Annotated in this window: 17 protein-coding genes; 12 read left to right on the top strand and 5 right to left on the bottom strand. The window is 44.5% G+C overall.

The genetic code is table 11. The features are described from left to right. Position 1: 1 nt before the first annotated feature. On the bottom strand, positions 2 to 457 hold the full coding sequence (locus VRU48_RS16060; protein ID WP_330108941.1) for a hypothetical protein: 456 nt from the start codon (positions 455 to 457) through the stop codon (positions 2 to 4). Then, on the bottom strand, positions 457 to 1,137 hold the full coding sequence (locus VRU48_RS16055) for an NAD-dependent epimerase/dehydratase family protein (protein WP_330108940.1): 681 nt from the start codon (positions 1,135 to 1,137) through the stop codon (positions 457 to 459). The genes VRU48_RS16060 and VRU48_RS16055 overlap by 1 nt, the downstream gene beginning before the upstream one ends. Positions 1,138 to 1,260: 123 nt before the next feature. On the opposite strand from VRU48_RS16055, the gene VRU48_RS16050 reads away from it, so the two are divergent. The 5 genes from VRU48_RS16050 to VRU48_RS16030 all read left to right on the top strand — a co-directional run bounded on the left by VRU48_RS16050 (position 1,261) and on the right by VRU48_RS16030 (position 6,827). Continuing rightward, complete coding sequence (locus tag VRU48_RS16050; RefSeq protein ID WP_330108939.1) at positions 1,261 to 2,358, top strand: serine hydrolase domain-containing protein; 1,098 nt, start codon at positions 1,261 to 1,263, stop codon at positions 2,356 to 2,358. Positions 2,359 to 2,409: 51 nt separating this feature from the next. After that, on the top strand, positions 2,410 to 2,646 hold the full coding sequence (locus VRU48_RS16045) for a hypothetical protein (RefSeq protein WP_330108938.1): 237 nt from the start codon (positions 2,410 to 2,412) through the stop codon (positions 2,644 to 2,646). 655 nt (positions 2,647 to 3,301) lie between these two features. Further along, positions 3,302 to 4,372 carry a sensor histidine kinase gene (locus VRU48_RS16040; RefSeq protein WP_330108937.1) on the top strand — a complete coding sequence of 357 codons (1,071 nt, stop codon included), beginning with the start codon at positions 3,302 to 3,304 and terminating at the stop codon, positions 4,370 to 4,372. Continuing rightward, on the top strand, positions 4,360 to 5,064 hold the full coding sequence (locus tag VRU48_RS16035) for a LytR/AlgR family response regulator transcription factor (protein ID WP_330108936.1): 705 nt from the start codon (positions 4,360 to 4,362) through the stop codon (positions 5,062 to 5,064). Before VRU48_RS16040 ends, VRU48_RS16035 begins: the two co-directional genes overlap by 13 nt. A 29-nt stretch (positions 5,065 to 5,093) precedes the next feature. After that, positions 5,094 to 6,827: a CocE/NonD family hydrolase gene (locus tag VRU48_RS16030; RefSeq protein WP_330108935.1), complete on the top strand. Its 1,734-nt coding sequence runs from the start codon at positions 5,094 to 5,096 to the stop codon at positions 6,825 to 6,827. Positions 6,828 to 6,917: 90 nt separating this feature from the next. Here VRU48_RS16030 and VRU48_RS16025 read toward each other — a convergent pair whose 3' ends face one another. Further along, the gene (locus VRU48_RS16025) at positions 6,918 to 9,059 is read right to left on the bottom strand and encodes a S9 family peptidase (protein WP_330108934.1); all 2,142 of its coding nucleotides are present in this window, start codon (positions 9,057 to 9,059) and stop codon (positions 6,918 to 6,920) included. Between the two features lie 156 nt (positions 9,060 to 9,215). Continuing rightward, entirely contained in the window at positions 9,216 to 10,706 is a 1,491-nt protein-coding gene (locus VRU48_RS16020; protein ID WP_330108933.1) for a TlpA family protein disulfide reductase, read from the bottom strand. A 488-nt stretch (positions 10,707 to 11,194) separates the two neighbouring features. Between VRU48_RS16020 and VRU48_RS16015 the strand changes: the two genes are divergently transcribed. The 5 genes from VRU48_RS16015 to VRU48_RS15995 all read left to right on the top strand — a co-directional run bounded on the left by VRU48_RS16015 (position 11,195) and on the right by VRU48_RS15995 (position 17,005). Further along, positions 11,195 to 11,794, top strand: coding sequence for an RNA polymerase sigma-70 factor (locus tag VRU48_RS16015; protein ID WP_330108932.1), 600 nt, complete (start codon positions 11,195 to 11,197; stop codon positions 11,792 to 11,794). Positions 11,795 to 11,847: 53 nt separating this feature from the next. Beyond that, complete coding sequence (locus tag VRU48_RS16010) at positions 11,848 to 12,843, top strand: FecR family protein (protein ID WP_330108931.1); 996 nt, start codon at positions 11,848 to 11,850, stop codon at positions 12,841 to 12,843. A gap of 132 nt (positions 12,844 to 12,975) precedes the next feature. Then, on the top strand, positions 12,976 to 15,666 hold the full coding sequence (locus tag VRU48_RS16005) for a TonB-dependent receptor (RefSeq protein WP_330108930.1): 2,691 nt from the start codon (positions 12,976 to 12,978) through the stop codon (positions 15,664 to 15,666). A gap of 4 nt (positions 15,667 to 15,670) precedes the next feature. Beyond that, the gene (locus VRU48_RS16000) at positions 15,671 to 16,492 is read left to right on the top strand and encodes a DUF4249 domain-containing protein (protein ID WP_330108929.1); all 822 of its coding nucleotides are present in this window, start codon (positions 15,671 to 15,673) and stop codon (positions 16,490 to 16,492) included. Positions 16,493 to 16,645: 153 nt separating this feature from the next. Continuing rightward, the gene (locus VRU48_RS15995) at positions 16,646 to 17,005 is read left to right on the top strand and encodes a VOC family protein (RefSeq protein ID WP_330108928.1); all 360 of its coding nucleotides are present in this window, start codon (positions 16,646 to 16,648) and stop codon (positions 17,003 to 17,005) included. Here the strand turns inward: VRU48_RS15995 and tam are convergent. Further along, positions 17,002 to 17,769, bottom strand: coding sequence for a trans-aconitate 2-methyltransferase (tam, locus tag VRU48_RS15990; RefSeq protein ID WP_330108927.1), 768 nt, complete (start codon positions 17,767 to 17,769; stop codon positions 17,002 to 17,004). The two genes, VRU48_RS15995 and tam, sit on opposite strands and share 4 nt — an antisense overlap. Before the next feature lie 125 nt (positions 17,770 to 17,894). Between tam and VRU48_RS15985 the strand changes: the two genes are divergently transcribed. After that, positions 17,895 to 18,251, top strand: a complete 357-nt coding sequence (locus tag VRU48_RS15985; RefSeq protein WP_330108926.1) for an MmcQ/YjbR family DNA-binding protein — start codon at positions 17,895 to 17,897, stop codon at positions 18,249 to 18,251. Positions 18,252 to 18,261: 10 nt separating this feature from the next. Then, a complete protein-coding gene (locus VRU48_RS15980) occupies positions 18,262 to 18,786 on the top strand; it encodes a GNAT family N-acetyltransferase (RefSeq protein WP_330108925.1) in 525 nt (174 codons plus the stop codon). Positions 18,787 to 18,833 lie beyond the last annotated feature (47 nt).

Below are 18,833 nucleotides of genomic sequence, written 5' to 3'. Positions count from 1 at the left end.
CTTAATCGGTGCTTTTTGCATCGAAGGTTTCCGTTAGTACCTTAGCCAGCAATTCCTTTCCTACAGTTTTGGTGATGAAAAATTGCCTCGCCCCAGCAAATAAAAAAAATGCCCCAAACAGTAACAAGCCCCAATAAAAACCAGTTGCCACAACAAATATCATGACAGCCATAAACACCAACAAGGAATAGGCCATGCTGACAAAATAAGTTAAAACCACCGTTGTTTCGGCCCCTAGTTCCTTAAACTCAAATTGGCCACCATCTAATAGATATGGAGCTTCAAAATTCCAGACCAACCCAAAGGGCTCCTGACTAAATACAATACTTCGATTAGTTTGATCCTCAATCTCATAATTCTCTTTTGCCAAGATCGCAACAATATTCTTAACAAGCTCGGACGCAGTAAGACCAGTTACCTGTGAAGCTTCAAATTTGAATTTTAATCCTGAAATCATCAGTTATGGGTAGGTTCTTCCTTTGCCATGGCAATAATATCCTTGCCCTCAACCGCTTTTCTTTCGTTGTGGTGGTTCAACGTGTGGATCATAGCCAGGGCCAGCTCTTGGAGCGTACAAAAACCATTGGGAAATAACGCTCTCCCAATCGGGAACAGCCAATTGATATATTTATAGAACGAATGTGCGTATTTAAGCCCTTTGATGGGTTTGATAAATCCCGGCCTGAAATTAAAGACCTGCGCAAAAGGCAGTTTCATCAAGTCGTTTTCGGTTTTGCCTTTCACCCTCGACCAATTAGAACCGCCTTGCTCGCTGGTGTTCGTGCCTGCACCAGATACATAACAGAAAGTCATGTTTGTATTGAGCTTGCTTAAAGTTTCGGCCACGTGCATGGTTAAAACATAGGTCATTTGGTAATACTTTTCTTTGTCCATACCTACCGAAGATACGCCTAGGCAAAAGAAACAGGCATTATAGCCGGTTAATTGCTCCTCGATGGGAGAAAAGTCGAAGAAATCGGCATGAATGATCTCCTTTAACTTGGGGTGGCTGTAGCCACAGGGCTTGCGGTTGATGACTAAAACAGCTTCCACCGCCTCGTTTTGCAAACATTCGTAAAGTACGCCCTCGCCCACCATACCTGTCGAGCCCGTAATAATGGTCCTGATTTTCTCCATGCCCTAATTTAAGCATTTATTAATTAATAGATTAGCTCCTGGCAAATTCAGCATCATACCTTTATCGTATGCAACAAAACGGGCCTGAACTTGTCTAATTAAAGAACCACCAAACCAACAGACATGAAAACTTTTCTTTTAACAACAATTTCGCTCATGCTAGGCCTCTCGCTCGCGGCGCAGACCCTAAGCGATAACCCATTAAAAACCAAATTAGATTCTGTAGTTGACAAAGCGGCACAGGCATACCTCAAAAACAATACCCGTGTTGGATTTTCGATTGGGTTTATCGATAACCATAAGAAATACACCTATAATTATGGCGAAACTGCCGTAGGAAGCCACAAAACACCAACCGCACAATCCATTTACGAAATCGGTTCCATAACCAAAACCTTTACGGGCCTATTGGTGGCTCACGCGGTAAAAGAAGGCAAAATGGATTATCAGGCCGATATAAGAAAATACCTGCCTGCTGGCTTTGCCAATTTACAATATCCGGATGGCAAACCCGTAAAAGTAATTTACCTGATTGCACATGCGAGCAAGTTTCCGAATAGCCTTAAAGAAGATCCAACCGGCGCTACACTTACCGAAGCCGGCTTTCTGCAACAGATTCATGAAATCAAACTCGATAGCCTGAAAGAATTCAAATATGCTTATTCTAATGTGGGTTATCAGTTGCTCGGCTACGTGTTGGAGCGCATTTACCAGCAGCCTTACAATAATCTAGTACAGCAGTACATTGCACAGCCTTTAAAAATGGCCAATACTAAAGTTACATTTCCGGCCAATGCCCAATCAAATATTTTGAAGGGTTACAATGCCAAAAAAGAAGAAGCCAAGGCCTTTCCGACGGTATTTGTGGCGGCAGGCGGGTTACGCTCTAACGTAAATGATATGCTCAATTATTTGAGCTATCAGCTGGCCGAAAAAGACGAAGAGATAAAGATGAGCCATCGCATTACTTCTGGCGATATCGACAAGGAAGCGCATGCCTTTCAATGGTCGCTCGGCAAAACGGCTAACTGGGACTATTACCTTTATACCGATGGTGGCACACCTGGTTTCCGTACTTTCTGCATGCTTTATCCCGATTACAACGTGGGTATTGTAGTATTGTCCAACCAAACCGATCCCTCGGCTGGAGGTGGTCTTTACCGCATTACTTCAAGTATTTTAAATGAGCTGAAGCAACAAAAAATTACTAAAACCAAGTGAGTGTTTGGGCTGTTATTTTTACATTTGTCAACAATAACAGCCTAATCGCCAATGCCAGAACTCCTCCTCTTAAGCGTGATGCTCATCCCACAAATTGTAGCGGGGATTTATGCCAAAAGCATCGGCAAGAATTTTTGGTTCTGGTTTTTTATTTCCTTTTTAATTCCCATTATTTCGTTGATTATCCTCCTGTTTTTAGACAAAGATAAGGATAACAAAAGAAAGGGTTACGGCCTTGCCGATCATGTTGAACAAAAAAACGATAACATTAACCACATCGAAACGTAAAGGAATTTATTTTTCTTCGTTCGAAACTTACAGTCACATTGTGTTGTGTTTTCATAACAGTAAATAGCCAACTGAGAATTACACTGCTCATTCTTTGAACCATTAAGAAGTGAAGAACTACATGCCCACCTTAGCCTCTCTTAGCCGTCTAAGGCGGTAAAAACAATACTTATTTTTTTCATTCGAAGCCTCCAGTAATATCGTTTCGTATTTCCACGGCTGTAAGCTCCGGCAGAGAATCATACCGCTCATGCCCTTGAACCATTAAGAAGTGAAGAACTACATGCCAACCTTAGCCTCTCTTAGCGGTCTAAGGCGGTAAAAAACTATACTTACTTTCTTCATTCGAAGCGGGTAGTAATATCGTTTCGTATTTCCATGGCTGCAAGCTCCGGCAGAGAATCATACTGTCCATGCCTTTGAACCATTAAGAAGTGAAGAACTACATGCCAACCTCAGCCTCTCTTAGCGGTCTAAGGCGGTAAAAAACTATACTTACTTTCTTCATTCGAAGCGGGTAGTAATATCGCTGATCTTAGCCGTCTAAGATGGTAAAAAAACAACGTTCATCACCACTTCCCTAACGTTCGTGTACTTTTCCTTTTGCCTTTGAAATAGTTTTGTTTCATTTGTTCCGTTAAACTTGAAAACTCCAATGCCGAACACCAAAAGAAGCCTATCATTATATTGGAAATGCCAACTCATCGGCTGGTCGTTGGCGGCGCTGTATTGGGCATTCGTAGGCTATTTGGGTTCTAACTTTAGCCTCACCTTGGGCATATTTCATTTTTTGGGTGATTTGTGTATCTACATCATCCCTACCCATCTGTTCCGAAATCTTTCTAAACAGCAACATTGGGAACAACTAAGACCCAAAAAGCTGTTGCCTATTGTAATTACCGCAATCTTATTATTGGGAAGCATTTTCATGGTCCTCACCATTACCAAAAACTATTGGTTCAGGGCATTATGGGAGCCAAATTTTGTTGGAAGCCTTTCGATCTATTTCAAACAAAGCTGGTTGACCACTTGGATGACGGGCATTCGCCTCATGTGCATTTGGATATTAGCGTACTACCTATACCATTATGCCCAGGCCGAAATCAGGGCCAGCAAGGAAAGTGCGCGACTGAGCCTTGTGGCCAAAAACGCGCAACTTGACAATTTAACAGCACAGCTGAACCCCCATTTTTTCTTCAATTCGCTCAACAACATCAAGGCGCTGGTTAACGAAAACCCAATTGCTGCCAGAAGGGCTATCGACCTCCTTTCTGATCTTTTGCGCACTTCGCTTTACAACCGCGACCATGCCTTGATTACCTTACGGGAAGAACTGGATTTGATAAACGATTATGTAGAGCTGGAGAAAATGCGTTTTGAAGAACGGCTACAGGTAAGTTTTGAGATCGAATCGCAAACGTTAGACGCCAAGGTGCTTCCGCTTAGTCTGCAAAACCTGGTTGAAAATGCCATCAAACACGGTATTGCACAGCAACCAGAGGGCGGTATTATTTTCGTCGGCATTACAGCACAAGATGGCTTTCTTTTCGCTACGGTACAAAATCCTGGTAAGCTACAAATACATGCCAACACTGGCTTGGGACTAAAAAACCTGCAGGAACGGTTGCAGCTTCAGTTTAACGGCAAAGCCAGTTTTAGCATCGAGATTTTGGATGAACAAAGCGTTTTGGCCACTTTAAAAACCCCTTTACAATGGGCAAATTAGGCTATTTGATCATAGACGATGAGCGCTTGGCCCGCGAAGAAATGAAGTGGAGCCTGAAGTCCTATCCCGATTTAGCGTTTTTGGGCGAAGCCTCTAATGCCTTTCAAGCTGAGGAATTGATTAACCGCCTCAAACCCGATCTTATTTTCTTGGATGTACAGATGCCCGGCAAAACAGGCTTTGAATTGTTGGAAGAACTGGATCATGTGCCTGCTGTCATTTTTACCACCGCCTTTGACCAATATGCCGTAAAAGCATTCGAACTCAATGCGCTCGATTATTTGGTAAAACCCGTCCGCCAGGAACGATTGGAGAAAGCCATCCTCAAAATCAGGCAGCAATTACAGAATATAAATACCACTAAACCCGCACATCTTTTTGTAAAGGAGGGCGAGAAATACCATTTTATAGCATTTAAAGATTTGTACCTGATCGAATCGATAGGCAACTATGCGCGTTTGTATTTTAACCGTGAAAAGGTATTTTTCAAAAGATCGCTAAACCAGCTGGAAAAGACCCTCGACCCCAATCTGTTTTTCAGGATAAACCGCAATACCATGATCAACACCAGCTTTATTGAACAGGTTATACCCGATGCCAACGGCCGTTTATCGTTCCAGTTAAAAACCGGCGAAAGCTATAGGGCTTCCAGTCGACAAAGTGCCCTATTTAAAAACCGAAATATGTTTTAATTAACCCCTAATTTAATGATATGATTTTAATGAGAAAAACCTTCTCCCTGGCCATGCTTTGCCTATTGCTGAGCTTAGGCAGTCGAGCCCAAACCACTAAACCCGCAGCCCAAAAAGACCTGAGTGCTTACTTGGTGCAAGACAGTTTATTGATTCCTACCAAAGTTGGCGCACAGATTTCGGCCTTGGTAGTCCGCAAGAAAAATGTGGCCGAAAAGCAGGCTGCCATTTTAAGTTTTACCATCTATGCCCGCCTCAGCGATATCAACAAGGCTATAGAAGCGGCCGACAAAGGCTATGTAGGTGTAGTGGCCTATACACGGGGCAAGAAAAACAGTCCGGATGAAGCCGTGCCTTACGAATATGACGGGCGGGATGCTACAGCCGTAATCGATTGGATCAGCAAGCAGCCTTGGAGCAACCAAAAGGTGGCCATGTACGGTGGCAGCTATAACGGCTTTACGCAATGGGCGGCTACCAAGCACTTGCATCCTGCCTTAAAAACCATTGTTACTTCGGCTTCTGCATCTCCGGGGCTCGATGTACCCATGACCAATAACGTGGTGATGAATTTTTTATTCTCGTGGACTTACTACACCACCAATAACAAGCTTCTGGACAATGCCGATTACAACAACAAACAATGGAACGACCTTGACGATCGCTGGTATGCTGCCGGTACGCCTTACCCTACGTTGGACAGCCTGCTTGGTCGACCAAAAAACAAAATCTTCAGGCGTTGGCTCGCACACCCCTCTTACGACTCTTATTGGCAAAGCATGATTCCTTACCAAGATGATTTTGCCAAAATCGACATCCCTATTTTAAGTACCACAGGCTATTTTGACGGCGGACAGATTGGCGAAATGTACTACTACCGCGAGCACCTCAAATACAACCCGAAAGCCGAACATTATTTATTGGTTGGCCCTTATGGCCATTTCGGCGCACAAGGTTATCCCGACTCGGTGTATAACGGCTATAAAATTGATCCGGTGGCACAGATCCCCATTCACGATATCATTTACCAATGGTTCGATTACATTTTAAAGGGAGGCCCTAAACCAACGGTTTTGAAAGACAAAGTGAATTATCAGCTGATGGGTGCCAACCAATGGCTAAGTGCGCCATCCTTAAAACAAATGGCCAACGATTCGCTGGTGCTTTACCTCAGCAATGCACGCGATCAAGAAGTTTTTAAGCTGAGCGACAAAAAACCCTTAAAAGAAGCCTTTTTAAAGCAGGAAATAGATTTTAAGGACCGCAGCAATAAACACAGCTACTTTTGGTTGCGCAACATTACTTACGATACTTTGTTCCATAACGGGCTGATGTTTTACAGCAAGCCCTTGCCCGAAGCCGTTAATTTAACCAGCAATTTTACCGGACAGATGAAGGTCATGATCAACAAAAAGGATATGGACTATAGCGTGGTGTTGTTTGAGCTTACACCCGAAGGGAAATACTTTTACCTCTCCTACTTTATGGGCAGAGCAAGCTATGCAGCCAACCACAGCAAGAGAAAACTGCTGGTACCGGGCAAAAAAGAAACCCTGCCTTTTAGCAATACTTACCTCAGCGTCAAAAAGTTGAGCAAAGGAAGCCGCATTGTAGCCTTGGTAAACATTAACAAGAGTGCCAGCGAACAGATCAATTATGGTACAGGCAAAGATGTAAATCTGGAAAGCATCAAAGATGCCAAAGAGCCTTTACAGGTAAAATGGTATAACGACAGCTACATCAAGCTGCCTATTTTGAGGTAAAAAAAATCGTCATGGCAAGGAACAACTTGACGAAGCAATCTGTATCGAAGAGATTGCTTCACTACGTTCGCCATGACGATTTTTAAAGAATTAGTTCCTCGCCGCAGTAGTTCCTCTTAACGGATACTCTTTTGGCGGTTCTAAATTAAGCAGGTTTTTTACAAAATAATCCCAGCGACGACGCATCATGTAAGGCGAATAAGCACCAAAGCCGTGTGCACTGTTAGGGAAAATAACCAAATCGTAGTCTTTGTTGGCTTTATTCAAGGCCTCTACTACCAAAAGCGTATTGTAAGGCGGTACGTTGTTGTCCATCATACCATGTGCCAACATCAGTTTTCCTTTCAGGTTTTTGGCATAGTTCTGATTGGCTTGCGCTTCGTAATCAGAGTTTTCTACCAAACCATTGTAGCGTTCGCCCCAATCGTCTTCGTAGTTGCGGTTTTCGTGGTTACCCGATTCGGCAATACCTACCTTAAAGAAATCAGGATAACGGAACATAGCGGCTGCTGTAGCAAAGCCACCACCCGAATGGCCCCAAATGCCTACCTTGTTGGTATCGATTGGATATTTCGCCGACAGTTGTCTAATGGCTGCAATCTGATCTGGCAGAGTATTATCGGCCATGTTGCCATAGCTCATATCGTGGAAGCTTTTTGAACGGAAAGGATTGCTTGTACCTTCAATCATCACCACGATGAAGCCCAATTCGGCCAAGGCCTGGTTATCGCCCCTCGAAGCCGAGAACGACCAGCTGCCTACACTACCACCTTGTGGACCTGGATAAATGTAATCGATAACCGGATATTTCTTGTTCGGATCCATGTTAGTTGGCGTAAATACCAGTCCGTAAATATCGGTTTTGCCATCGCGGGCTTTTACGTTTACCTGAGCTGGCGCTTTCCAGCCTTTAGCTGCTAATCTCGATACATCTGTTTTTTCTAACGCTGTAATCAGGTTGCCTTTTACATCACGATAGTTCATGGTTGGTGGCACATCTGGCTGTGAATAGGTATCGATAAAATAGTTATATGACGGCGAGAAAGTAATCGAGTGGTTGCCTTCTTCTGGCGTAAGCAGGGTCAAGCCTTTGCCATCGAAACCCACTTTGTAGAGGTAGGCAAAATAAGGATTGCCTTTTTCGCGGCCATGACCTGTAAAGTAAATTACGCGGTTTTTCTCGTCAACCCTTAACAAACGGCCCACTAACCATGGCCCTTTGGTAATTTGGTTTTTCAGTTTGCCGGTGGTGGCATCGTACAAGTACATGTGGCCCCAATCGTCGCGCTCCGAATACCACAAAATTTCTTTGGTTGCCGGCAAGTAGCGCCAGTTAATGGCTCCACGGCCCGACTCGAACTGGGTTTTTACGGTTTCCTCAAAAACCTCGCGTACGGCACCAGTATTGGCATCGGCAATGCGGAATTTCTCTTGCTTATGATCGCGAGAGGTAGAAAGAAAAGCCATTTCCGAGCCATCCGCTTTCCAATCGATATCGTCAAAAGTGCCACTACTGGCAATGTCGTCGCTTAAGGTAGCGCGGTGCGGATCTGGCGGAATTTGCAGGCTGATTACTTTTGCATTTTCCACATCGACAATCACCCTTCTGATCGTGGCAATTACCTTATCGCCAGGCAAAGGATATTTCCATTGTTTGAGTACCGGCGCACCCACATTGGTGGTTACCAGGTACATGTTGTTTACATTGCGTTGGTCTTGCTGGAAAGTGGCCACTTTTTTAGAATCAGGCGACCAGCGTACAATCGGGCCATCGCTCATGGTCCAACCGGCATTATCGGTAGCGTAGCCGTAGTCCTTAACCCCGTCGGTAGTAAGCTGGGTTTGTTTGTTGCTGGCTACATCGCGTACCCAAAGGTTCCAGTCTTTAATAAAAACGGCTTTTTTGCCATCGGGCGACAACACCTCGTTATTGCCCCTAAACCTGGCCGCGCGTGGTGCTTCGGCATTTTTATAGGCATCTGTCGCCACTTTGCTCTTTTTGGCCGGATTAACCAGAAAATCCTGAGAACCGTTAGCCGTTTTCACGGTGTACCAAAATTGGTCGTTTTCTAACCAATTCGGAAAAATTCCTGCCTTATCGATAAGTGGCGAGGTATTATAAGCCATAAAGCTTTCGGCACGCTCATAATCTTTGGCTGTTAGTTTGCCCTGCTGGGCATTGGCAACAAATGCCGAGGCAAGCGCTGCAACTGTAAGTAAATATTTATTCATAGCCATTGTTTAATTGATGGGGTATAAAATTAAAAGGTTTAGCCCGTTCGTGTTTAAAGTACCAAGAATAATACATCTGCAGCGCTTACACAAACGATGAGCTCAATAAATAACTTAACAAAATAGGTTATAAATTGAGCTCATTGTCTTCGAATGCTATTTCTGATTTAAGATTTTATCAAATGCCTGTACCTTTTCGCCAATTGCTCCTTCACCAACATGTCCCAAAGTATTAGCAACCACTCTGCCTTCACTATTCACTAAAAAATGAGACGGATAGCTATAAAACTCGAACACATTGTTTAAAATCGCGACTTCATCTTTATTGAGATTCACAAATTCTGCTTCAATGCCATATTTCTTTTTAACGGCCAACATGTTTTCTTCGGTTGTAAAAGCCGAAAGAAACAAGAATTTAAGCGGTTTGCCTTTAAATGCATCAATCAACCTGGGATAGCTTGGCATTTCGGCCATACAGGGGCCACACCAATCTCCCCAAAAATCAATGTATAAGTTTGTTCCCTTGGTTTGGGTAAAGAGGTCGATCAGTTTTTGTTTTAAAGATTTGTTTGCCTTAAGCTTTTGCAGGCGATCAAGAATAGCATACGAAGTGAAGCCCTTCACTGTTTTTGCTTTCTTCTCTATCAATTTTTGGCGGAGAAATGGGTTTGATATCGTCTTTACCTGTCTATCCCAAGCCAAAGTATCCTTTACAAAACTGGCTTTATCTACAAGCAGGTTGTAATGTAAGATGTCTTTGCTCGGCCCGGTTGAGAATTTGTCAACCTCATTTAAATATAAATCAATCACATTGCCTGTTTGCTTCTTCGCCAAATCATAGCTGGGGTTGATATTAACCATAATCTCTTGGCCTGTGCTCAACATTTTCAAGAACCCATAATAAGCCGAGTTGTTCAGGGCTCCTGGATTATTAATCGGAATTGCTTCAATAATTTTGAGCAGTTGAGACTGGACAATCTTGTCATTAAACTTACCTGCAAAAGGAAAAAATAAAATATCAATACCTGTCTTGTATTGCAGCTCGTTTTTTTTCCAATTGATAAAGAACTGGTCCTTCACTTGGTGTTGTTTAACGAAAGAATCCAAGAATCTCAATTGCTCATCCAATCTTGCCATTTTACGCGCAGCATACAAGCTGTCACTTTGGGTTTTATCGCCCATGTTTACCTTGCTAAACGGCTGCTGGGCAAATTCTTGATGAAACCTAAACAAAAGATTATTAAGCGCTGCAAATTGTCCAAAAGCAACAACAGCGCCTTCATTATTTTTTTCGCTACTTATTTTATCATTATTAATTTCCAGTCTTATGACTGTTCCGGGCTTTGTATAAAGGTCTATGAAAGCGTCTTTGTAATTTAAAAGCATATCGCCTTCAAAGGGCTGGTAAAGTTTAATCCAAAAATCTCCGTTTTCTTTAATCTGAATAGCCTCGTTGGTAGCTTTTCCCCTAAGATCGTAGGTAGAAAAGGTCATAAAATGGTCGCCTTGACCAGGCTTATAACCAATTATCTTTCCGCTAATCTGAACGCTGTCTTTTTCATTAAAATAATTTGTTGCCGTTTGGTTTTGGGCAACCGCCGCGTAACAGCTGCTGATTGCAAGTAGTAAAATACCTAATTTTTTCATGGAGGATGATGTAATTTTTCAACCTAAAGTAAACAAAAAACAGGTCTATAAAAATGTATGATGAAACTTAAGCAGCGGCTCCTGCCCATAAACAATAAATGCCGCCAAAGGCAGCATTTATTCGGTCGATTAAAATGGCGTTAAAAATCTCCGTTGGTTTTAGTGTTTGTGTAACCGAATTGCACAAATTTGATGCCTATTCTTTTAAAAAATCGAGCCAACCTCCTAAAAAACAGACCGATTAAGACCTGAAAAATTTATTTATTTAATTATCAGCCCATTAAATTTGAACAAAGCCGTAACTTTAGGCAAGAATAGGTTATCTAATCATGGCAAATTAAGATATCCGTCATTTTAATCGGCCCTTTTTAACAAAACTGCCCACTTCATCAGACAATAGATTAGATTGGGTTAAAAAATGTTAAGGAGAAGCCAACATGCAATTTGTTCTTAATTTTGCAGTTATAGTTTAAACCACAAACGCAAAAATGCCTCTGGCCCTACAGCAGTCTTTTCATGAAAATGCCAGCGACCACGAGCTGTTAAAACTGGTCGGCGCTAACGACCGTTTGGCCTTTACCGAGCTTTACAATCGTTATTGGGACAAGGCCTTTGCCGTGGCCATGCACCGTACCGCCGACGAAGATGTTGCTACAGAAATTGTGCAGGATATTTTTGTAAGCCTATGGCAGCGCCGTGCCGACTTGCAAATCAAAAACGGCATAGCCACCTATCTTTCGGCCGCCATCAAATACAAAGTGATTAACCATTTGGCCAGTCAGTACAAACAGCAGCAGCATTTGGTTAATCTGGCCAATTCGGCTCCGCAAACCACCGACAGCACCAACGATTGGCTAGCCGAAAAAGAATTGCGCCAACTTTTAGGCGAAGCCATCAACCAATTGCCGCCCAAGTGCAAAATGGTCTTTTTGATGAGTCGCGAAGAAAACAAGACCTATGCCGAAATTGCCAGCGAACTGGGCATCTCCGAAAAAACCGTCGAAGCGCATCTTTCCAAAGCCCTAAGCAGTTTGAGGCAAAGCCTGAAGATTTCCCTGCCCTTGCTTTTGTTCCTGCTCGGAAAATAAATTTCATGACCGACTAAGGGTATTGCCGTGCAACATTGACTATATGTTAAAAGATGCTCGGCATACGCATGGAAAAACCCAACCCACAATTACAGGAACTGGCCTACAAATGGAAAAATGGCACGCTTACGCCCGAAGAAAAAATCCGTTTTGAGCAATGGTACAACAGTTTTAACGACGAAGAACTGTTGTTGAGCGAGAGCAAGTATGTTGATGAACAACAACTGAAAGCGCACCTAAAAGCCAACATCGACCAGCAACTGGCCCAAGAAGTGGCCCAGCCAAAAACCTTTAAACTATGGCCACGCATAGCGGCCGTGGCAGCCGTAGTGCTTGTTGTATTTGGGGCTACCTTGTTTAAAGAACCGATCCAAAACCTGTTTAATCCAGTGCAACAGATGCAATTGGCTACTTTGCCTGGGCAACATCGTCAAATTCAGCTTGCCGATGGCACCAAGGTATGGTTGAGTCCGGCTACGCAAATCAGTTATCCGAATGCGTTTAGGGGCCACGAGCGACAAATACAAGTAAGTGGCGAAGCCTTTTTTGAAGTAAAACACGATCCAGAACATCCTTTTGTGATCCAATCGGGCGCCATGCGCACCATTGTACTGGGTACCAGCTTCAATGTACGGGCCTATCCCGCCGCCAACAAGGCCGAAGTTACGGTAGTTAGCGGCAAGGTTGGGGTTACGGCACAGCAAAAAACCGAAATCATGACAGCCAACCAGCGCGTAGTCTTTAACAAAAGGACGAAAGGCCTGGTTAAGGAAAACTACCCGGAGGCCCAGCAGTTTATTGAGCAGCGCATCGGTCTATTCAATTATAACGGCGCTTCATTGTTAACGGTAAGCCAAGCCTTGGAAATGCAATATGGCATCAGCATACAGCTGGCTCCTTCGTTATTGAACAAAGCTTTTTACGGCCAGCTCAAAACCAGCATTCCCTTGCCACAAACCTTGGACAAGCTAGCGGCCGTAATGGATATCACTTGGCACAAAGACGGCAAAACCTATTTACTGCAACCCAAAAACCCCAATAATAATTAACAAAAAACACCCCCAAACACCACACACAATGAAAAAGCCCGGTTCTAAGGATCGGGCTTAACCAAACCACAAAAGAACCTGTTTAAAGTCTCCAAAGCTCGAGACAAGTCGATCACCCTTAAATTTAAAATCATGAAAAAAACCGAACCTTACGGGTTCATGTCCATTTTTTATATTGTGATGAAGCTCCCCTTATTTGTTAAAGTGACGTTGCTGGCCTTGCTGCTTTTCTTGGTTACGCATGTCCCCCTTATGGCGCAACAAGGCAGCCCCTTGGATAAGCCGATTACCCTTAGCCTCAAAAACGAGCCTTTAAAACAGGCTTTGGATAAAATTACGGCAGCCAGCGGCATAAGGTTTACCTACAACGAAACCGTGGCCAGCAGCCAGGCCAAAATTAGCATCGAGGCCAAAAACCAAAAGCTTGAAAATGTGCTAACCGCAGCGCTGAGCAACCAGCCTTATACTTTCAGTTTGCTGGACCAGGAAATACTGATCCGTTTTGATGCCGAGAAGCTAAAAAAGCCAAACGCCGTTCCGGCGGCTAATCCGGCCAGCAACAGCAAGTTTACCGTAAGTGGTACGCTTACTTCGAAGGCCTCTGGCGAAACCCTTATTGGAGCTACCATTAGGGCCGTTGGGGCCTCGCAAGGCACTTCGACCAACGAATATGGCTTTTTCTCGCTCACCCTGCCCAAAGGCAACTACCAGTTGGCCGTATCGGCCGTAGGGATGAAGAACGAAATCATCAGCCTCACGCTCGATGGCAACAAAAAAATGGATCTCGCGCTCGAAGAGAACTCGCAGGAATTGGCTACCGTAAATATTGTGGCCAAGGCCAGAGGCAGTCGCGATTTGGGCAATCCGCAAATGGGCGTAGAAAAACTCAACATCCAAGACATTAAAAACGTACCGGTACTTTTTGGCGAAAAAGATGTCATGAAAACCATCCAGCTCTTGCCGGGTATCAAATCGGCTGGCGAGGGCAACGGCAATTTCTATGTCCGCGGTGGCGGGGCCGACCAGAACCTGATTTTATTGGATGAGGTACCGGTATACAATGCTTCGCACTTGCTGGGCTTCTTTTCAACCTTCAACTCCGATGCCATCAAAAACATGAGCATTTACAAAGGCGATATGCCCGCTCAGTATGGGGGCCGGCTCTCCTCTCTGCTCGATATCAAGATGAACGAAGGCAACAACCAAAAATTTGGTGTGAGTGGCGGTATTGGACTCATTGCGGCCAGGGTCAATGTAGAGGGTCCTATCCAAAAAGAGAAATCTTCCTTCCTGTTTTCTGCCCGACGCACCTATGCCGATCTATTCCTAAAGCTTTCGAGCGACAGCACCATCAACCGCAACCAGCTTTACTTTTACGATTTTAACCTCAAAGCCAATTACATTCTGGGCGAAAAAGACCGCTTGTATGTTTCGGGCTATTTGGGCAAAGACGTGTTGGTGGCAAGAGATGTGGCCGATATCAACTGGGGCAACAGCATAGCCACTTTGCGCTGGAACCACATTTTTAGCAACAAGCTCTTTTCCAACACTTCGGCGAGTTTTAGCAATTACAAATACAACATCAACATTAAGGAAGATGTAAACGAATACAACATTTTTTCGCAGCTGCGCGATTGGAACCTGAAAGAAGACCTGCAATGGTATGCCAACAGCAAAAACTCGGTCAGCTTTGGCTTTAACAGCATTTACCATACCATTAAGCCGGGCGAGATTTCGGCCACTGGCAATTCGGGCATTCTTTCGCAAAACCTGCAGAACCGCTACTCGTGGGAAAATGCCGTTTATGCCAGCAATACCTGGAAGGCTACCGACCGTTTCTCGCTTACCTATGGCCTCAGGATATCGGCATTTAGCATTTTGGGCAAAGGCGATTATTACGATTTGGATGGCAACGGCAATATTATAGGCAACACTAGTTACGCTTCTGGCGAATTGGTCAAAACCTATTACAACCTCGAGCCTCGCCTGGCTATGGCCTATCAGCTGAACGAAAACAGTTCGGTAAAGGCATCGTACGCCCGCAACGCTCAAAATCTGCACCTGATCAGCAATTCTAATGCGGGTTCGCCTACCGATAAATGGGTGGCCAGCACCAACATCATCAAGCCCGAACAGGCCGACCAGTATTCTGTTGGCTATTACCGCGATTTTAGCGAGCACCAATACGAGTTGAGCGCCGAAACCTATTACAAACAGCTGTACAACCAGGTCGATTACCGTAACGGCGCCAATATTTTTACCAATCAGCCTATAGAAACGCAATTGCTTTATGGCAAAGGCAGGGCCTACGGCCTCGAGTTGCTGTTTAAGAAAAAAGCAGGCCGATTAACCGGCTGGATCAGCTATACGCTTTCTAAATCGGAACGGAAAATTGACGGCATTAACGATAACCTATGGTACAACGCCCGCCAAGACCGTACGCACGACATCGCCGTGGTGGCCATGTACAAGCTCACCAATAAGTGGACTCTATCGGCCAATTTCATCTACTATACCGGCGATGCGGTAACCTTTCCGAACGGCAAATACCAAATTGATGGCGTCAACTATTATTATTACACCAGTCGCAATGCTTCGCGTATGCCAAGTTACCACCGTTTAGATCTGGGGGCAACCAAACAGCTGAAACAGACCAAAAAATTCTCTTCAGAACTCGTATTGGGCCTGTATAATGCCTATGGGCGCGAAAATGCCTACACCATATTTTTCAGGGACAAAAAAGGCGATCCTACCCAAACCGAAGCCGTAAGAACAACCTTATTCACCTTTGTTCCTTCTATTTCCTATAACTTTAAATTTTAATGGCATGAGTTCAACTTCACGTTATATTGGCTATTTTTTAATCATCGGATGCTTATTTTCTTCCTGCGAAAAAGCAATAGACCTCCAGCTCGAAAATGCAACGCCAGATTATGTAATCGAAGCTACGGTAAGCAACGAGGCCGGTGGTGCCAAGGTACTGATCAGCACCACGAAAGATTTTAAGGACAACAACAGTTTTAACGGCGTAAGCGGCGCGCAGGTAAGCATTGAAAACAATGGCACGGCTTATTCCCTTACCGAAACCAGCAAAGGCATTTACCAAGCCGCTACGCTGGTGGGTGCGCCGGGCAATTCGTACCGCCTGTTGGTAAGCCTTGCCGGTAAAAACTATACGGCCAACTGTACGATGCCCAAAGTAGTACCGCTCGATAGTGTTTACGTGAGCCAAAGCAAATACGACCTTAATAAAGACAATGTTCCGCGCACTTTTGCCGTGGTTAAGTACAAAGATCCGGCAGGAGAACAGAACTATTACCGCTTTGTACAATACCTCAACAACAAAAAAGAAAAGACCTTGTTTACCTTTAACGACGAGTTTACGCCGGGGCAAACGGTAAACACCATCCTGAACTATAACAATCCCAACGACGATCTGAGTATCGACCTGAAAAAAGGCGACGACCTGACCATGGAGATGCAGTGCATTGATGCCACCGTGTACAAGTATTTTTATAGCCTGCGCAACGGTGCATCGGGTAATGGCAACAACGCGGCTCCTTCTAACCCCTTAACCAATATACAAGGTGGCGCTTTAGGTTATTTCAGTGCGCACACCACCCAACGCAAAACAATAAAAGTCCCTTAATAAATCCTGTTTAGTTGCTTGGCCCCGGCATTTGCTGGGGCCTTGTTTTTTAGGCGATGATGGAACATCGAAAACCAAAAGACTTGCTTATATTTAAAACCACGATATACCGAACAGCAAGGCTTGCCGTTCAACTTTAAACAAGAAACAATAATGGATTTCCAATTTCAATCACTCGAACCTTTTGTGCCTTCAGGTAAAGATTTCGAAGGTTCTAAACAGCTTTTTCAGGCCCTTGGCTTTAGGCTTGCCTGGGATGCAGGCGACTATGCGGGTTTTGAAAACGAAAGCTGCAAATTTATACTGCAACGCTACGACCACGAAGAATTTGCCCAAAACCTGATGATCAGCGTACAGGTAAGCAATGTACAGGCCTATCGCGATTTTATCCTAGCCAACCATATTCCCGAAAAATTCAAGATCCGCATCGGCACAATTACCCAGCAGCCTTACGGACAGGAAATGAACCTGATTGATATAGCCGGAGTTTGCTGGCACTTTATCCAGTCTTAACGCGTAGCCAAAATAAACAGCCGTGGAAAGGGCAAAAGCACCGTACCATCGGGATAAATGGAATAAGCCTTGCTTAAGGCCTCCTCGTATTGCGCCAGAAAATCCTGTTGTTCGGCTTCATTAAGTGGTTGCAAGAAAGGCCTTAATCCGGTTCCCTTAAACCATTCCACTATGGCTCTGGCTCCACCCTGAAGCGGATGGTAATAAACCGTACGCCAAATATCCAATCGGCTTGTTTGATGGCGCAAGGTCGAATAATACCATTCGGCGCTTTGCCTGTCTATCCGCTGGTGCGCATGGGCCAATTTCTCGACCCAAGGTCCGTTTTTGGCCATTTCTCTCATTAAGCGATGGGCCGGTTCTTCAAAATTATCCGGCATCTGCACGGCCAGGGTACCGCCCTTGGCCAGCTTATTGATCAATTTTGGGAACAAGGTGGCATGATCGGGAACCCACTGCAGGGCCGCATTGGCCAAAAGCACATCAAACGGTCCTTCGTTTGACCAATTGGCAATATCGGCAAGCTCAAATTGTACTTGTGGCAAACGCTTGCGGGCTACCTCGATCATATTTTCGGAACTATCCATGCCAATTACCTTTGCCATTGGAAATTTGTTGAGCAAGAGTTCGGTAGAATTTCCGGGGCCACAGCCTATATCGGCCGCCTGGCGAACGCTTGTGGTAGGAATAGGTGCCAAAAGATCGAAAATTGGACGATTACGCTCCGCTTCGAATTTGCTGTATTGTTGGGCAGACCAGCTCATGATATTTTTATTGAATTAAACGCCTGTACACAAATATAAGTTTCGTTGTTGTGATTTTTTGACAAAAGAAAGCCCCTTAATTTCTTGAAAATATCCGTTCTTTGAGTATCCCTTAATCGAAGCACATGAACATCGAAGAACTCAGAGATTATTGCCTCAGCAAACCCGGAGCTACGGAAGGTTTTCCTTTTGGTGAAGAAACGCTTGTTTTTAAAGTTGGCGAAAAGATTTTCTTGCTCATCGGCTTAGACAATGGCACCTGGTTCAATGTAAAATGCGATCCCGAATTGGCCATCGAACTCCGCGAGCGCCACTGGGAAATTACCCCAGGTTTTCACATGAACAAAAAGCATTGGAATTCGGTTCGCTTGGATGGCGGTCTTTCGTTCAAACAGCTGCAAGAGCAGATCGACCATTCTTATATGCTTATCCTGAAATCGTTGCCCAAAAAATTGCAAGACGAAATTGATGCCCTGAAATAAAACAACAGCCATGTTTTTAAGCGCAATGCAGGCCGATGAGCTTTATCGACTGGCCGAAATAGACCGAAGCGAAGCCATCGAGGCAAGCTACCAGCTTCAAAACGGGCAGCTGGTTTTGATAGCCGATGCACAACTGGCTACGGGTTTTACCGCCGAAGAACTCTCGGAACTGATGCAGCGCCAAAGCGAGCTGCTACAGGCTGGCGGAAAGATAATGGGCGCCTTTGAACAAGATAAATTGGTGGGCATGGCATCGGTAGCCCTGCCGTTGTTTGGTCGGGATAAAAGCTATTGCAAAATGGACATCCTGTATGTAAGCAGGCCACATCGTGGCCAAGGCATTGCCAAACAGCTTTTACACTCCATTAAAATCATAGCGCGCACTTTTGAAGCAAGCCATTTATACATTTCGGCCACGCCGACCCAACATACCGTAGACTTTTACCTGGCTCAAGGAGCACAGCTCGCTACCGAAATAAACCCGCAGCTGTGGGCCATGGAGCCCGACGATATCCACCTGGAACTGCCTTTGTAATTTTGATGAGAAAAGCTATATTTAGCTAATCTACAACAAATACCTAA

The sequence above is a fragment of the Pedobacter albus genome (assembly GCF_036324255.1).
Taxonomy (GTDB): Bacteria; Bacteroidota; Bacteroidia; order Sphingobacteriales; family Sphingobacteriaceae; genus Pedobacter; species Pedobacter albus.
Note: the sequence above shows the minus strand (reverse complement) of the source record. Positions and strands in the feature narration are given on the sequence as shown.